The 14,294-nt window shown below is 62.1% G+C and carries 17 protein-coding genes and 1 pseudogene; 4 read left to right on the top strand and 14 right to left on the bottom strand.

Going from position 1 to position 14,294, the window contains the following annotated elements:
- Position 1: 1 nt before the first annotated feature.
- From AC1DZU_RS24945 to AC1DZU_RS24935, 3 genes are all read right to left on the bottom strand, one after another.
- Positions 2–940, bottom strand: a complete 939-nt coding sequence (locus tag AC1DZU_RS24945) for a GlxA family transcriptional regulator (RefSeq protein ID WP_425352300.1) — start codon at positions 938–940, stop codon at positions 2–4.
- Between the two features lie 347 nt (positions 941–1,287).
- A complete protein-coding gene (locus AC1DZU_RS24940; RefSeq protein ID WP_013894968.1) occupies positions 1,288–1,422 on the bottom strand; it encodes a hypothetical protein in 135 nt (44 codons plus the stop codon).
- A gap of 339 nt (positions 1,423–1,761) precedes the next feature.
- Positions 1,762–1,947: a hypothetical protein gene (locus AC1DZU_RS24935; RefSeq protein WP_184874366.1), complete on the bottom strand. Its 186-nt coding sequence runs from the start codon at positions 1,945–1,947 to the stop codon at positions 1,762–1,764.
- 219 nt (positions 1,948–2,166) lie between these two features.
- On the opposite strand from AC1DZU_RS24935, the gene AC1DZU_RS24930 reads away from it, so the two are divergent.
- On the top strand, positions 2,167–3,066 hold the full coding sequence (locus AC1DZU_RS24930; protein WP_095087339.1) for a LysR substrate-binding domain-containing protein: 900 nt from the start codon (positions 2,167–2,169) through the stop codon (positions 3,064–3,066).
- Positions 3,067–3,294: 228 nt separating this feature from the next.
- On the opposite strand, the gene AC1DZU_RS24925 is transcribed toward AC1DZU_RS24930, so the two are convergent.
- From AC1DZU_RS24925 to AC1DZU_RS24915, 3 genes are all read right to left on the bottom strand, one after another.
- The gene (locus AC1DZU_RS24925; protein ID WP_477289267.1) at positions 3,295–4,314 is read right to left on the bottom strand and encodes an alpha/beta hydrolase fold domain-containing protein; all 1,020 of its coding nucleotides are present in this window, start codon (positions 4,312–4,314) and stop codon (positions 3,295–3,297) included.
- Between the two features lie 246 nt (positions 4,315–4,560).
- Positions 4,561–4,746, bottom strand: a complete 186-nt coding sequence (locus tag AC1DZU_RS24920; RefSeq protein WP_184873525.1) for a hypothetical protein — start codon at positions 4,744–4,746, stop codon at positions 4,561–4,563.
- A 187-nt stretch (positions 4,747–4,933) separates the two neighbouring features.
- The gene (locus AC1DZU_RS24915) at positions 4,934–7,003 is read right to left on the bottom strand and encodes an ASKHA domain-containing protein (protein WP_477289265.1); all 2,070 of its coding nucleotides are present in this window, start codon (positions 7,001–7,003) and stop codon (positions 4,934–4,936) included.
- 89 nt (positions 7,004–7,092) lie between these two features.
- On the opposite strand from AC1DZU_RS24915, the gene AC1DZU_RS24910 reads away from it, so the two are divergent.
- The gene (locus AC1DZU_RS24910; protein WP_477289263.1) at positions 7,093–7,335 is read left to right on the top strand and encodes a hypothetical protein; all 243 of its coding nucleotides are present in this window, start codon (positions 7,093–7,095) and stop codon (positions 7,333–7,335) included.
- 79 nt (positions 7,336–7,414) lie between these two features.
- Here the strand turns inward: AC1DZU_RS24910 and AC1DZU_RS24905 are convergent, their stop codons facing one another.
- The 6 genes from AC1DZU_RS24905 to AC1DZU_RS24880 all read right to left on the bottom strand — a co-directional run bounded on the left by AC1DZU_RS24905 (position 7,415) and on the right by AC1DZU_RS24880 (position 12,111).
- Positions 7,415–8,389: a methyltetrahydrofolate cobalamin methyltransferase gene (locus AC1DZU_RS24905; protein ID WP_184873528.1), complete on the bottom strand. Its 975-nt coding sequence runs from the start codon at positions 8,387–8,389 to the stop codon at positions 7,415–7,417.
- Positions 8,390–8,470: 81 nt separating this feature from the next.
- On the bottom strand, positions 8,471–9,562 hold the full coding sequence (locus AC1DZU_RS24900) for a methylenetetrahydrofolate reductase (protein WP_477289260.1): 1,092 nt from the start codon (positions 9,560–9,562) through the stop codon (positions 8,471–8,473).
- The gene (locus tag AC1DZU_RS24895; RefSeq protein WP_184873530.1) at positions 9,559–10,170 is read right to left on the bottom strand and encodes a methylenetetrahydrofolate reductase C-terminal domain-containing protein; all 612 of its coding nucleotides are present in this window, start codon (positions 10,168–10,170) and stop codon (positions 9,559–9,561) included. The genes AC1DZU_RS24900 and AC1DZU_RS24895 overlap by 4 nt, the downstream gene beginning before the upstream one ends.
- Positions 10,163–10,465 carry a virulence factor gene (locus AC1DZU_RS24890; protein WP_477289258.1) on the bottom strand — a complete coding sequence of 101 codons (303 nt, stop codon included), beginning with the start codon at positions 10,463–10,465 and terminating at the stop codon, positions 10,163–10,165. The genes AC1DZU_RS24895 and AC1DZU_RS24890 overlap by 8 nt, the downstream gene beginning before the upstream one ends.
- 202 nt (positions 10,466–10,667) lie before the next feature.
- Positions 10,668–11,450: a formyl transferase gene (locus tag AC1DZU_RS24885; protein WP_477289256.1), complete on the bottom strand. Its 783-nt coding sequence runs from the start codon at positions 11,448–11,450 to the stop codon at positions 10,668–10,670.
- An 85-nt stretch (positions 11,451–11,535) separates the two neighbouring features.
- Positions 11,536–12,111 carry a DUF4893 domain-containing protein gene (locus tag AC1DZU_RS24880; protein WP_477289254.1) on the bottom strand — a complete coding sequence of 192 codons (576 nt, stop codon included), beginning with the start codon at positions 12,109–12,111 and terminating at the stop codon, positions 11,536–11,538.
- 122 nt (positions 12,112–12,233) lie between these two features.
- Here AC1DZU_RS24880 and AC1DZU_RS24875 point away from each other — a divergent pair, with 122 nt between their 5' ends.
- Entirely contained in the window at positions 12,234–13,157 is a 924-nt protein-coding gene (locus tag AC1DZU_RS24875; protein ID WP_477289252.1) for an NAD-dependent epimerase/dehydratase family protein, read from the top strand.
- On the opposite strand, the gene AC1DZU_RS24870 is transcribed toward AC1DZU_RS24875, so the two are convergent.
- On the bottom strand, positions 13,154–13,786 hold the full coding sequence (locus AC1DZU_RS24870) for a DUF1638 domain-containing protein (protein ID WP_477289251.1): 633 nt from the start codon (positions 13,784–13,786) through the stop codon (positions 13,154–13,156). The genes AC1DZU_RS24875 and AC1DZU_RS24870 overlap by 4 nt on opposite strands.
- A gap of 64 nt (positions 13,787–13,850) precedes the next feature.
- On the opposite strand from AC1DZU_RS24870, the gene AC1DZU_RS24865 reads away from it, so the two are divergent.
- A complete protein-coding gene (locus tag AC1DZU_RS24865; RefSeq protein ID WP_214470471.1) occupies positions 13,851–13,991 on the top strand; it encodes an EncA/B family entericidin in 141 nt (46 codons plus the stop codon).
- A gap of 87 nt (positions 13,992–14,078) precedes the next feature.
- Here AC1DZU_RS24865 and AC1DZU_RS24860 read toward each other — a convergent pair.
- Positions 14,079–14,294 (bottom strand): annotated as a pseudogene (locus tag AC1DZU_RS24860) (cobalamin-binding protein); the annotation flags it as partial.

The raw sequence follows: 14,294 nt of genomic DNA, 5'->3' as shown, positions 1-14,294 counted from the left end.
CTCAGGCCGCCAGCAACTGCTTGCGGTCGACGCGCTCCTGCTGCGGCGAGCGGGCATAGAGCTCGCGATAGCATTTGGAGAAATGCGAGGCCGAGACGAAGCCGCAGGCGACCGCCACCTCGACCACCGGCATCGACGACTGGATCAGCAGGTGCCTGGCGCGGTCGAGCCGGATTTCCAGATAGTAGCGGGCAGGGGAGCGTCCCATCTCGGTGCGGAACAGCCGCTCGATCTGGCGGCGCGACAGGTCGACATGGTCGGCGATCTCGATCAGCGACAGCGGTTCGGACAGGTTCGCCTCCATCAGTTCGATGATGGTCAGCACCTTCGAGTTCTGTACGCCGAGGCGGGCGCGTAGCGGCAGGCGCTGGCGGTCAGTCGGGCTGCGCACGCGGTCGGTCAGCACCTGCTCGCAGACGCGGTTGACGAGGTTTTCGTCGAAATCGTCGCCGATCAGCTTCAGCATCATGTCGAGTGCCGCGGTGCCGCCGGCGCAGGTGTAGATATTCTGATCGATCTCGAAGAGGTCGGCAAAAACATTGGCCTTCGGGAACGCCTCGGAAAAGCCCGGCAGGTTCTCCCAGTGGATGGCGCAGCGCTTATTGGACAGCAGGCCCGCGGCGGCAAGGATATGCGCGCCGGTGCACAGGCCGCCAACGGCGACGCCGCGATTGTACTCCTCGCGCAGCCAGGCGAAGGCCGACTTGTTCTGATAGCGCTCGACATTGACGCCGCTGCAGACGATGGCCATGTTCGGCCGGTCAGGGCCCGCCATCTTCTTGCGCTCTTCCTCCAGCGAGGTGTTGACCGCGCATTCGACCCCGTTCGAAGCGCGCACCGGTTTGCCGTCGATGCTGGCGAGGCGCCAGCGATAGGCCTCATAGCCAAGCATGCGGTTGGCCGAGCGCAACGGGTCGAGCGCGGTCGCAAACGCGATCATGGTGAAATCGGGAATAAGAAAGAATACAAACGATCGCTTGATCGGATGCTTTACGGCGTTCAAGGGAACCTCACGCAGCCATGACGCGAACAGGATGTCGCGATTAGCATAGCGACATCAGGAAAAACCATGTCTGTCAATCGGCTACGCGGCCAGGACACGATTAAATTTGCGACATGGGTCGCAAATGGGCAATCGGGTGTTCAGCGAGGCCTGCACGAGACGCCCAACTGTTCAGGAACAGCCAGATCACGCCTTGCGGCGGAAACAAAAACGCCGCCTTGGGAGGAACCAGGCGGCGTTGCAGTTTTAAAGCAGCGGCAGGGAAGCGCTGCCTGCAAAAAAGTTCAGGCGACGAAGCCGAGGCGCGCCGCAGCCATCGCGCCGGTCTGGCCGGGCATGGTGTTGGCGAGGCGCTGACGCTCGAGAGCGGTGGTCAGGTTCATTTCGCGGCGGGCGAAGAGGCGGGCAAAAAGCTTCATGATCATCTCCATTCGGTTGCTCAGACGGGTCGCCTTCGCTTGATGGAGTGGGGCAGCTCGTTTGCTGACGCTGATATAGGCTTGTGCTGCGTAAAACTAAATCGCAAAAGCGAAGCGCTTGTTATGAAATGCGACGCCGATTGCGACAAATTTGGGCAACATGCTCGAAATTTGCGATTGTTTACAATGGACTAATTGGGAAACTGGGTCGCTATGCGGCTTTCTCATATGCGTCATGCGCTGGCGACATGGCTCCAAAACTCGTTTGAATACAAATAAAACAGAGAAGGCCTGCCGGGCGGGCCGCGCGGCAGGCCTTCAGCACATGGTACACACGATTTACTTTGCTCCAGCCCAGGATCCGACGCCGTTGCGAATGCCGGTCTTGGTGTCGGCAGCTTCAGGCCAACCGATGTCCTTCTGCAGTTCGATCGGCAGAGAGTGGATAGCGCGTTCGGTCTGGTAGCGGGCGCGGGCTGCGCTGAATTCGGTCGCGATCCGACCGATGGACGACAGGATAGACATTTCTTTCTCCTTTGGTGCTGGCGGATGCCAGACGGTGACACGGTTACGTCGCTTTTGTTTCAACCGCATTTCATGTCGATTGCAGGTTTGTGTCGTGGTCGTTTCGGGGCCACTTCCAATGCGTCCTGCCTCGATGGTGTTGACTATCGTCCCAATCTGATGTTCAATCAAACGAAATGGAATGATCCTTTGTATCAGAAAAATTGAAGGTCGCTTCCCATGAACGCCCCACTCAATCACCCACTGCCACTGCTCGATCTCGACGTTTTGCGCACTTTCGTGGCGATTGCCGAGACAGGCAGCTTCACCACCGCCGCCAATGCCGTCTTCCGCACGCCGTCGGCCGTCTCCATGCAGATCAAGAAGCTGGAGGACATTCTGGGCCGCTCGGTGTTCGCGCGCGACGCACGCTCGGTGTCTCTCACCACGGATGGCGAAATGCTGCTCGGCTATGCCCGCAGGCTGCTGTCGATCAACCGCGAGGTGGTGTCGAAATTCATCATTCCCGAGATTGTCGGCGTTGTCCGGCTCGGCTCGCCGGATGACTATGGCGAGCGCGTGCTGCCGCATGTGCTGAAGCGTTTCGCGCAATCGCATCCGTCGATCGCCGTCGATGTCACCATCGACCAGAGCAGCAATCTGCGCCGGCGCATGGACGACCGCGCGCTCGACATCACGCTCTTGACCAACTCCTACAAGACCAGTGCGCTCGGCGCCGAGGTTCTGCTCACCGAGCCGATCGTCTGGGCCGGTGCCAAGGGCGGCTGCGCACATCTGCGCGAACCCTTGCCGGTATCGCTCTGGGAAGAGGGCTGCGCCTGGCGGGCCGGCGCACTTGAGGCGCTTGGACGCGAAGGCCGCAACTACCGCATCGCCTATATGAGTGCGCACACCGCCGGCCAGCGCGCCGCGATCATGTCCGATCTCGCAGTGGCGCCGCTGCCGAAGTCATTCCTCGGCAACGACATGGTCGAACTCTGCCCGAAGGACGGCATGCCCGACATCGGCACTTACAATCTGGCGATGGTGGTGGCGCCGGACGCCAGCGCGCCGGTCAAGGCCGTCGCCGACCATATCCGCGCGACCTTCGAAGTGTTCCGGGAAACCGGCAAGTTCTGATGCGCCGGCTGTGAACCGGGTTTCAGTGCTCAGCGACCTTATCACATGTGGCAAGCCGATTGATGTTCTGGCTGCAAACGTAAGCGACCTGGGTTGGTCCGAGACGCCAGTGGTCGTCCTGACCACTTATCATATTTTGAGTGTGCTCCGACGGTTCCAGGAAGGAGAGCTCACCTCTGCGGACGTGGAGGCTTGGGCAGATCTGATCGAATGCAGGGAAGATATCGACTACCAGCCAGAGCGAGATGAAGACATAGTGGAAGCAATTTTCGTGCTGGCCAATCCGGTGTTGAATGGTTCGCTAGATGAAGCCTTGACCGACCAGGTGATCGCCTCGATCTCGGCTTGACCAAAGGTTTTTTCCCCGGCCAGGAAGGTCACGATGCTGTCGCGCGCCCGCCGTGCTTCAGGCATGTCGATCAGTGGCCAAACGTGGAACATACCTTCCTCGTAGACGACCTCGACCTCGACGCCTGCGGCGCGCGCCTTTTGCGCGAAGATCAGATTGTCAGGACTGAGGAGGTCGTGCGAGCCGGTTAGGAGCAGCGTTTTCGGCAGCACCGAGAGGTCGCCATAGAGCGGGCTGATGTGCCAGTCGCTGCGATCGTACCCGGCGCTGTAGAGCCGGACAGCCTCCATCCCGCCCGAAATGCCCAGCCAGGGGTCGCGGCGTTCGGCCTCGAACACTTCGGGGTTGGAAAGCGACATGTCGAGGCCGGGCGAAATCAGCACATGGCGCGACGGCAGGGGCAGGGCCTGTTCCGCGGCCATCATGGTCAGCACGACGGCCATGTTGCCGCCGGCGGAATCGCCCATGAAGACGATATCCTCGGCCTCCGTCTCGTCGAGCATCTGGCGGTAGACGTCGCCGACCATACCGAACATGGCGTGGAAATCGTGTTCGGGGGCGATAGGATAGATCGGCACGGTGATGCCGTAGCCCAGCCGGTCGGCCATGTCGGCGATCAGGTGCCAGTGATAGGGCGTGATTTCAAAGACATAGGCGCCGCCGTGCAGATAGAGCATCCGCTTCTGCTCGCCGGCCTTGGGGGCGATTTCATAGACAGGGAAGCCATCGACCGTATGCATCTGGATGTCGAGACGCTGATGCAGTAAGGCGGGAGGTTGGTGGTTCTCGGTCTTGCGCGCGGCAGCGATCCAGCGCTGCAGGTTTTCCGGGCTGGAAAACGCCTTCTTGCGGCTGTACCGGAGCACGAAGGACACAACGTGGCTTTTCAAACTTGGCATGGCGGATACACGAACTTCGGCGGCAGCCGACTAAGAGAATTCCCCTCTCTTGCGAACATCGTGCCGTGGCCGAAAATGTCAAGTTATACGCTATGTCTACACGGTGGTGTGATCCGCGCCGTGGTGCTTGCGCCGACGATCAACGCCGCAGCAGAAGCGCGGCGCGCAGCCTAGTGTTGCCAGGCGCCGAGGCCGCATGGGGGCTCCGACGCCTGACGAGCAGCTTGCATTTGTCGGCGAATGTCATCAGCGTGCCGTACCCAGAAGCAGCGAGATGAGCGCGGCCTGCGGGTCGTTCGGCGGCGATGCCGGCCAACCAATGTCCTTCTGGACATGCGGCGGCAGGCTGTTCATGGCCCGGATCGACTTCTTCCTGTCGTGGGCAAACTTGATGGCCGCACCATAGCGGCCGAGGCTTTCGAACATCGACATTTTGGTTTCCTCCGGAAGGTCACTGCGGCAGGAAGACATTTCCGGCCGGCCTTCGACGCCGGCTTAAATGCGCCGCGCATGTTTCCAGCGGATTTCACGAAAACAACACTTCGGTTTCCGAACAGGCAGATCCGGAAACATTTGCATACAAATGAGTTGGAGAGGCTGGCGACCTGGGCGCGCCCGCTTATTCCCGGCCGCGCCGGGCGGCGTGGCCCTCGCGCGAACGCCGGCGCGGAGCGGCGTCGCCGGCGACACCGTCCTCGCTGACCGTCTTGCGCGGCGGCAGTTTCACCGCCGCCGACAGTTTCGGGAACGGATCGACCTTGTTGGGCAGCGCCATGGCGTAGACGAAATGCTCCTGGAATTTCGGTTCCAGCGCGGTCTCGATCTTCTCGATCTTGCTGACAGTGTCCTCGATCTCGCGGCGATAGCCGCGGTTGAGCAGCGCCATGCGCGCACCGGCGCCGGCGGCGTTGCCGACAGCCGAGACCTTGTCGAGATCGCAATCCGGGATCAGGCCCAGCACCATGGCGTATTTCGGATCGATGAAGGAGCCGAAGGCGCCGGCGAAATGGATGCGGTCGACATGGTCGGTGTTCTGCTTTTCCATCAACAGCTTTGTGCCGGCGTAAAGCGCTGCCTTGGCGAGCTGGATGGCTCGCACGTCGGTCTGGGTGATGGTGATCTTCGGCTCGCCTTCCTTCAGCACGTAGGAGAAGGTGCGGCCATTGGCGGTGACGCGCGGCGAGCGGGCGGCAAGTCCGCCATCGATGACGCCGTCCTCGGAGATGATGCCGGAGAGATACATTTCCGCCACAACCTCGATGATGCCGGAGCCGCAGATGCCGGTGACGCCGGTCGCCTGCACGCTGTCGAGGAAGCCCGGCTCGTCGGACCACAATTCCGAGCCGATGACGCGATATTTCGGCTCCAGCGTGTCGGGGTCGATGCGCACGCGCTCGATGGCACCGGGGGCGGCGCGCTGGCCGCCGGAGATTTCCGCGCCCTCGAAAGCGGGGCCGGTGGGCGAGGAGGCGGCGACGACGCGCGTGCGGTTGCCAAGCACGATCTCGGCATTGGTGCCGACGTCGACGATCAGCATCATCTCGTCCTGGCGATGTGGGCCTTCCGACAGCGTCACCGCTGCCGCATCGGCGCCGACATGGCCGGCGATGCAAGGCAGCATGTAGAGCCGGGCACCCTGGTTGAGCTTCAGGCCGATGTCGGATGCCTTGACGTGCACCGCGCCTGAAACCGCTAGTGCGAAAGGCGCGCCGCCAAGCTCGGTCGGGTCGATGCCGAGGAACAGATGGTGCATGATCGGATTGCCGACGAAGACGGAATCCAGGATGTCGTTGCGGTGGACATTGCCTTCGGCGCAGACCTTGTCGACCAGGCCGGAGATCGCTTCGCGCACGGCGACCGTCATGCCTTCACGACCGTCGGGGTTCATCATCACGTAGGAGACCCGGCTCATCAGGTCCTCGCCGAAGCGGATCTGCGGGTTCGACGTGCCCGACGAGGCGGCGACGCGGCCCGACAGCAGCGACACCAGATGCATGGCAATGGTGGTCGAGCCGATATCGCAGGCCAACCCATAGGCTTCGTTCTTAAGGCCCGGCCACAAAGCGATGACGCGTGCGGTCTCCGAGTCGGCATCCTTGTAGATGGCAGCGGTGGCGGTCCAGCTGCCCTTGCGCAGAATGCCTTGCACTTGCGGCAAGAGATAAAAATCGAAGTCCAGGCTCTTGAGGTTCCAGTCCTTCATCAGGGCGATCTTGAGGCGGTCGAGATCCCCGAGCGGCTTATGCATGTCGGGCTCTTCGATCTCGACATAGCACATGCGGATCGCCGCATCGCGGGCGATCACCCTGGTGTCGGCATCCTTGCGGATGGTTTGCGCGTTGATGACCGTGTCCTGCGGCACGTCGATGACGAGGTCGCCGAGAATCTGCGCCGAGCAGGACAGGCGCCGCCGTTCGGGCAGGCCGCGCACGCGCTCATAGCGTTCTTCCTTGGCGCCCTTGGGCGTGATGTGGTCGTTGGAGGAGACGATCTTGTGCTTGGCGAAATTGCCTTCCTGCACTTCGATCTGGCAGCGCCCACAGGTGGCGCGACCGCCGCAGACGCTTTCGACATAGACGCCGAGCTGGCGCGCGGCATCGAGCACCGGCGTGCCGACAGGAAACCGGCCACGCTTGCCCGACGGCATGAACAGCACGAGCGGATCGGTGATGTTGGCAGGTGAATTCATGCTTGCACGCGTCTCGATGACGATTGTCGATGCCGTTTAACGGATCGTTTGACTAATGGGCGGAGTGATTGATGGTCCAGAGGCCAATCATGTCCGATCTCCTCCTGTCCGCCATAATAACCGCTTTTACCATGGTGCGCCTGCTGCGCGGCCCATGGCTGCGCAATCCGCAATATCTGGCGTCCGGTATCGTCGGCGCGATTGTCGGAGCCCTGCTGCTCCATGGGTTCTGGCCGGCCGCCGACGACGACTTCATTGTCGGCGGGCTGACCGGCATTTTCGGATCGTGGGCGGGAATGGTGCTGTTCGACGCCATTTTGGGCACGGCCTGACCGAAACGCACACCGTCCCGACGGCATCAACTGCACGATCGGTTCGGTGAGGTTTGCAGGACAGTCCACGATTGCGCGCTTATCCCCGACCCATCCGGGCTTCACGGCCGCCACGGCGGCGTCCACCATTGCCGGCGCCTTCGCCCGGCGCATTGACTTGCGTCGGGGCGGCCACCGCCTGGCCGCCTTCGGCCGGCTTGTAGTCCTTGTAGGTGCGAATCCAGTTGGTGCAGTTCTCGTCGGTGCCGTTGAGCACATTGGCGCCGCGCACGGCTTCCATTTCTTGCGGACGCACCGGGTTCATTATGGCTGATGTCATGCCGGCGCCGATCACCATCGGGATGAAAGCGGCATTGATGCCGTGGCGATGCGGCAGGCCGAAGGAGATGTTGGACAGGCCGCAGGTGGTGTTGACCTTCAGCTCTTCGCGCAGCCGGCGCAGCAGCGCGAACACCTGGCGGCCGGCATCGCCGAGCGCGCCGATCGGCATCACCAGCGGGTCGACGACGACGTCATGCGCGGGAATGCCGAAATCGGCGCAGCGCTGCACGATCTTCTTGGCAACGGCGAAACGCACATCCGGATCCATCGAAATGCCGGTCTCGTCGTTGGAGATCGCGACGACAGGGACGTTGTACTTCTTGACCAGCGGCAGGATGGCCTCGAGCTTTTCTTCCTCGCCGGTGACGGAGTTGACCAGCGGCCGGCCCTTGGCGACCTTCAGCGCGGCCTCGATCGCGGCGGTGACCGACGAGTCGATCGACAGTGGCAGGTCGACCAGGCCCTGGACGATCTCCAGCGTCTGCACCAGCAGGCCGGGTTCGGTCTCGTTCGGGTTGACCGAGGTAACGCCGGCATTGACGTCGAGCATGGTGGCGCCACAGGCTGCCTGCTCGAGCGCATCCCTGATGACCGTCTCGAAATTGCCCACGATCATCTCGGCGGCCAGCTTCTTGCGGCCGGTCGGATTGATGCGTTCGCCAATCACGCAGAACGGCTGGTCGAAGCCGATGATGATTTCTCGTGTCGCCGAGGCGACGATGGTTCGGGTCATGAATTCACTCCGCCGTGATATAAAGATTTCTTTATATCGTTGTCTGGTTTCGTTCAAGCGAACGGGTGGTCGTCCGCGCCGTCAGTGCGCGGTCTTCACCATGTCCACCTGCGTTTCGGTAATGTCGTCGTGCAGTATGTGCTCGAGCCGGTCGGCGACCATCTGGTCGTCGCGACGGATTTCGCGTTTCCATGGCTGGCGGCCCTTCAGCACGCCCGATTCATCGACGATCTCGGCGACATATTCCTCCTGGCGATAGGCCATGACATGGACGCCGGAGACGCCGGAGATTTCCTTCACCTCATTGATGATGTCGATGCAGAGCTGCTTGCCTTCCTTCTTCTGGTCCTGCGCGCCCTCAAGCCGCTTGATGACCGAATCGGGGATGTGAATGCCCGGCACGTTGGAGCGGATCCACTTGGCCGTCTTGGCCGAGGCCAGCGGTCCGACGCCAACCAGGATGAAGCACTGTTCGGTGTAGCCGAGGTCGCGCACCTTCTGCATGTAGGTGCGGAACATCGGCACATCGAAACAATACTGGCTCTGCACGAATTGCGCGCCGGCGGCGATCTTCTTGCCCAGCCGATGCGGGCGGAAGTCGATCGGCGGTGCGAACGGATTGATCGCCGCTCCAAGGAAAAGCTGCGGTGGCGTCGTCAGCTTGCGGCCGGACAGGAACTTGCCGTTGTCACGCATGATGCGGCAGGTTTCCAGGAGCGACATGCAGTCGAGGTCGAAGACCGGCTTGGCGCCCGGCTGGTCGCCGGCCTGCACGCCATCGCCGGTCAGGCACAGCATGTTGGCGACGCCCATCGCAGCCCCGCCCAGCACGTCGCCCTGGATGGCGATACGGTTCTTGTCGCGGCAAGCGATCTGCATGATCGGCGCATAGCCCATGCGGGTCAAAAGCGCACAGATGCCGACCGACGACATGTGGCAGTTGGCGCCCGAGGCGTCGACGGCGTTGATCGCATCGACCCAGCCGTCGAAGATCTTCGCGCGGTTGTAGACGTCTTCCGGGTCGGCGCTGTCGGGCGGGTTGAGCTCGGTCGTGACCGCGAATTCACCACGCCGCAGGACACGTTCCAGCCGGCCGCGCGAGGTGTGGCCGGGCAGGGGGTCGAGCGGCAGATGGATGCCGGCCGGGTTCTCGTCGCGCTGGCTTCCGATCATGCCGATGCCCCGGTGTTTGCCGCCCCATTCTTGGCGGCAGCGGCGGCTTCGCGCGCGGCGGCCGCCTGCGCGGTGACCCGCAGCCAGGCCGAGGTTTCGCGCAGCGACTGATCGACCGGCTTCTGCACGGTCAGGATCCTGTCGTTGTGGACCATGTTCTGCGAGCCTTCCCAGGCCTTGACCCAGACGCAGGGCATATCAGGCTCGACCTCGCAATTGCCGTTGGCGCGCACGCCGCCGCACGGGCCGTTGCGCAATTGCTTGGGGCAGTTCATCGGGCACGACATGCCGGTCGAGGACAATATGCATTGGCCGCACATGCGGCAGTCGAACATGAAGCCCTTGACGCGCTTTTCGACAAATTTGACCGGCCCTTCGACGCGACCGTAGCCGATGCCCTTCCACAAGGGGTGGAGGAGCAGGAACATGTCGGCGAATCTGGCATAGAACCATTCGAGCAATCGCGAGTGGCGCACCGACCACAATCTGACCGCGAACGAACGCTGCACGCGGCGCTGCGGCGACACGTCGGCCGGCTTATAGTCGGATTTCGGCGCTGCCTTCTTGACCAGGGTGGCCTGGGTAACCGTTGGCTGGGTGTCAGACATTTTCTTTGCCGCCCGCCTTGACCAGAGCGACCAGCCGCTCACGGTCGTATGTCGTGTCGATGTCCTGGAACGCCTTCTCGACCTCGGCTTCGAGGTCGTCGCCGACCGGAACAGGATCAGCCTTGCGCCATTCGGCCAGATAGTCGTCGGTGCCGCCGGCGCCGGTGCGCATGGCGCACATGTCGATCGCTTCGGTGAAGCGCAGCGGCAGTTCGCGCTTGGCGTTCTGCCGACCCTTCTTGACGATGACCTGGGCAGGGATGTCGCGCCAGTAGACGACGATCAGATCGGCCATGAATTCTCACTCCTCGATGGAGCGAGCATTGCCGGAAGCGCAGTTGGGCCGCTTGTTATGGGACGACGCGCGCGCATTCAAAAGCGACGCATTCGGATGTCGTAAAATGAAAGGTGCGTTTATTCGTTCGCGGGGCGCACCGGCGGCAGGGTCGGCGTGCCGAAAAGCCGTCTGGCCTTGTCCGGCTCCGGGCTGACGAGACCTACCAGATTCCGGTTCTGAGGCCGGTCCAGACGTAGAACCAGATCGTCGGGTGATACCACTGTTTCGAGGGCAGGCCGGGATCGATCGTCGTGAGTTTTCCCGCCAGCGCATCGCTGACGGCCTCAATGCAGATGTCGCGCGAGAATGCCGCCTGGCGGAGCGCGTGACTTGAGATGGTGTCGCCTTTTTTCGGTCTGCCGCGCGCCTGCTTCAGCACGCCGCCAGTGTCGACGCCAGCGTCGACGAGGTGGACAGTCGTGCCGAAATTCTGCGCATCACCTGATGCCAGAGCCCAATAGCCGCCATTCATGCCGCGATATTTCGGCGTGATGCCCGCATGGTAGTTGAGCACCGGGCAGGGCATTTTGCGCAGCATCTCGGCCGAGATCAGTCGACAACCGTTGAGCAGCACGACGCCTGGCTGGATCTTTTGGATCGCCTGCAGGCACTCATGCCCATTGGCCGAGGCCACCTGGATAATCTCCTGGCCTGGTCGCGGCTCAACCTCCAGTCTCTCCTCGGCGATCAATCGCGCGCCATGGCGAGCCAGCAGCCGCTTGCCCACCCTGCTCAGCACCATCGTGCCAAGCTGGCCCATGGCCGAGACCCAACCCTGGCGGCGAGCCCGACCACGCAGCAATTGCTTTTTGGATTCAGGGGTTTCGAGGATGACGCTGACAGGACCGACGCGATCGGCGATTGCGTTGATCATGGCCCAGACATGCTGGCCGCCGCCGGTCACGACGACGATCGACGCACTGGTTCCAACCGGTGAAGACATGGTCGCTTTCCTGCCTTGCACGCGGCCGGCTGCCGCATGCTGGCCGGATTTGTGCCGGAATGGAGTTAAATCTTGATGACTACGCTCAGCGCTTGAATTCGAGGATGTCGAGCTTCGATTCGTAGTAGGGCGCGGGAAGTTCGATGCGCCATTCGCCGGCACCGGTGCGGAAGGCATAGCCGACCTGGTCGGTCTGTGGGCCGTTGCCATAAGGCTTTGGCCGATCGTTGTTGACGGAGCCGGAGCCGAGATAGATGGCGCGCTTCTCGCCATCGTCGAAAAAGCGGCCCTGGGTTCGCTGCGAGCCGCTGATCTTTTCAAGCCGCCAGCCGGAACCGTCGTCGGTCACCTTGCATTTGAACCAGCCATAGATGACGAGCGGGCTCAAACCGCCTGCCTTGATGGTGCGGCACTGCCAGTTGCCGGTCAGGTCCTTGTCGGAAAACGCCACCATCGGTTTTGCCAGCAAGGCGTCGAGCTGCTTGACCTCGGCGGGATCTCCCGCTTTCGCTTCGGCCAGCGCCGCCTTGCGGGTCTCGCCATATTTGTCGAGCCGTGTCTTGTCGGCGGCGGTGATCAGTTTCTGCACCTCACCATCGGCAAGGGCGGGAAGGGTGAAGCAGAGCAGACCGACAGCGGCGAGCAATGGACGAAGGATCATAGGAGGCCTCCCGGTTGATGTCTCGAGCAGCGCCGCTGCTGACCTGGTGCATAACTTACCGGGTCGCTGGCGCCCGTCATCCGTGCTTAACAGCGTCACGGTCAAAAATCATGGTGTGACGAATGCGAATCTTGCTCACGGGATCGTCGGGTTGGCTGGGCAGCGCGCTGGCGCCGCGCCTGCGGGCCCTTGGCCACGATGTCACCGGCCTCGATCCTGTTCCATCGAGGGAGACCCGGATTGTCGGCTCGATCGCCGATCGTGATTTGGTCCTACGCACTGTCCGCGACAAACAGATCGAGGCGATCATCCACAGCGGTGCGCTGCACAAGCCCAATATCGAGAACCGCGCCAACAGCGATTTTGTCGCGACCAACGTGCAAGGCACGTTGAACCTGCTCGATGCAGCGGTGGTGTCTGGCGTGGAGCGTTTCATCTTCACGTCGACGACGTCGCTGATGATTTCGCAGGCGATACGCGACGGGTTCAAAGGTGGGGCGCGCAAGGCCGCCTGGCTGACGGAGGCGATGTCACCCGAGCCGCGCAACATCTACGGCGTCACCAAGCTTTCGGCCGAACATCTCTGCCGCCTCTATCATATCCAGCATGGGCTGCCGGTGGTGGTGTTGCGCACCGCCCGCTTCTTTCCCGAAGCCGACGACATGGCACATGCGATCGAACAGTCGGATGCCAACACCAAGGCCAATGAACTGCTGTTTCGCCGGTTGACGGTGGAGGACGCGGCCGCTGCCCACATCCTTGCCCTCGAAAAGGCGCCGCAGCTGGGTCTCGACATTTTCATCGTGTCGGCGCCGACGCCTTTCCGGCCCGATGATTGCGCGGCACTGATCGCCGACGCCCCGTCGGTCGTCGCGCGCTATTTTCCGGATTTTGCGGCGCTCTATGCGCGAAAAGGCTGGACGATGTTTTCCTCCATCGACCGCGTCTATGATGCCTCGCGGGCAAGAGACAGGCTGGGATTCGTCTGCAGGACGAGCTTTGCCGATGTGCTTGCCGAGCTGCGGGCGGAAGTGGGAACTGCCTAGCCGGCGTGTAGCGCGGCCTGTGCCATTCCGGCCGGCAGGTCGCCATAGCCGGTTGCGCGGCGCTCATAGGCGAGGCCGAGCAGTTTTGCGGCTTTTTCCGCCACCTTGTCCAACTCCGGATCGTCGGTCTGGGCGAGGTAGATCAGCTTCTCGTAATTGCCGAAATAGTCCTTGATCAACTCCGGGTGCTTGTCGAGGCCGAGCGGCTTCATGAAGAAGGCGTCGAACTGACGGCACAGGAAATCGGTCATGTAGAAGGACATCATGTCGTCGTCGGCGACTTTCGCATAGGCCTCCATGCCTTGATAGAAGGCAAAGCAATGCGGGCCGGCCATGCGCTCGACGCCGTGCTTCTCGCAGATCTGGTCGAGCAGGCCACCGGTGCCACAATCGGCATAGCCGACGAAGATGTGTTCGTAGCCGTCCGCCTTGGCCTTCTCGATGGCCTTGTCCATGGCCGGCGCGATGCGATCCGGATAGAAATGAAATTCCGCCGGCAAGCAGGTTAGATCGAGGTGATCCAGTCCGAGCTGTTCCTTGACGGCCAGAACTTCGCGCGCAATCATCCCGCAGGCGATGACGAGCAGCCTGTCGTCTTGATTCGGTTTCGTTTTTTGTATCTTGGCCATGGAACCAGTCGAGCCGGCCTTCGTTGCTGCGGGGCTAATTTATCTATTGAGGGAGACACCGTCCATGAAACTGTTACGCATCGCGCCGATAGCCATCCTTGCCTGCGCCCTGGCCCTTACGGCATGTGCGAACACCGTCCGCGGCGTCGGCAAAGATGTCAAATCGACGGCCAGGGCGGTCAAGGACACCGTCACCAAGCCCTGATCCGCACTTAGCATTCCAATCACTTGGGAACAAAAAAGCCGCGCTGCAAGGCGCGGCTTTTTCTATGGTCCATGCCGGATTGGCCAATCACGCCGAAGCGCGCACGTTATGCTTGCGCTTCATGAAGTCCTTGGCGGTCTCGACCGCCACCGCGGCGTCGCGGCAATAAGCGTCGGCGCCGACGGCCTTGCCGAATTCCTCGTTCAGTGGCGCACCGCCGACCAGCACGACATAGTCGTCGCGGATGCCCTTTTCCTTCATCGTGTCGATGACGACCTTCATGTAGGGCATGGTCGTGGTCAG

Source organism: Mesorhizobium sp. P2_A12, from assembly GCF_056405075.1.
The sequence above is the reverse complement of the archived record's forward strand: the minus strand, read 5'-3'. Positions and strand labels throughout refer to the sequence as shown.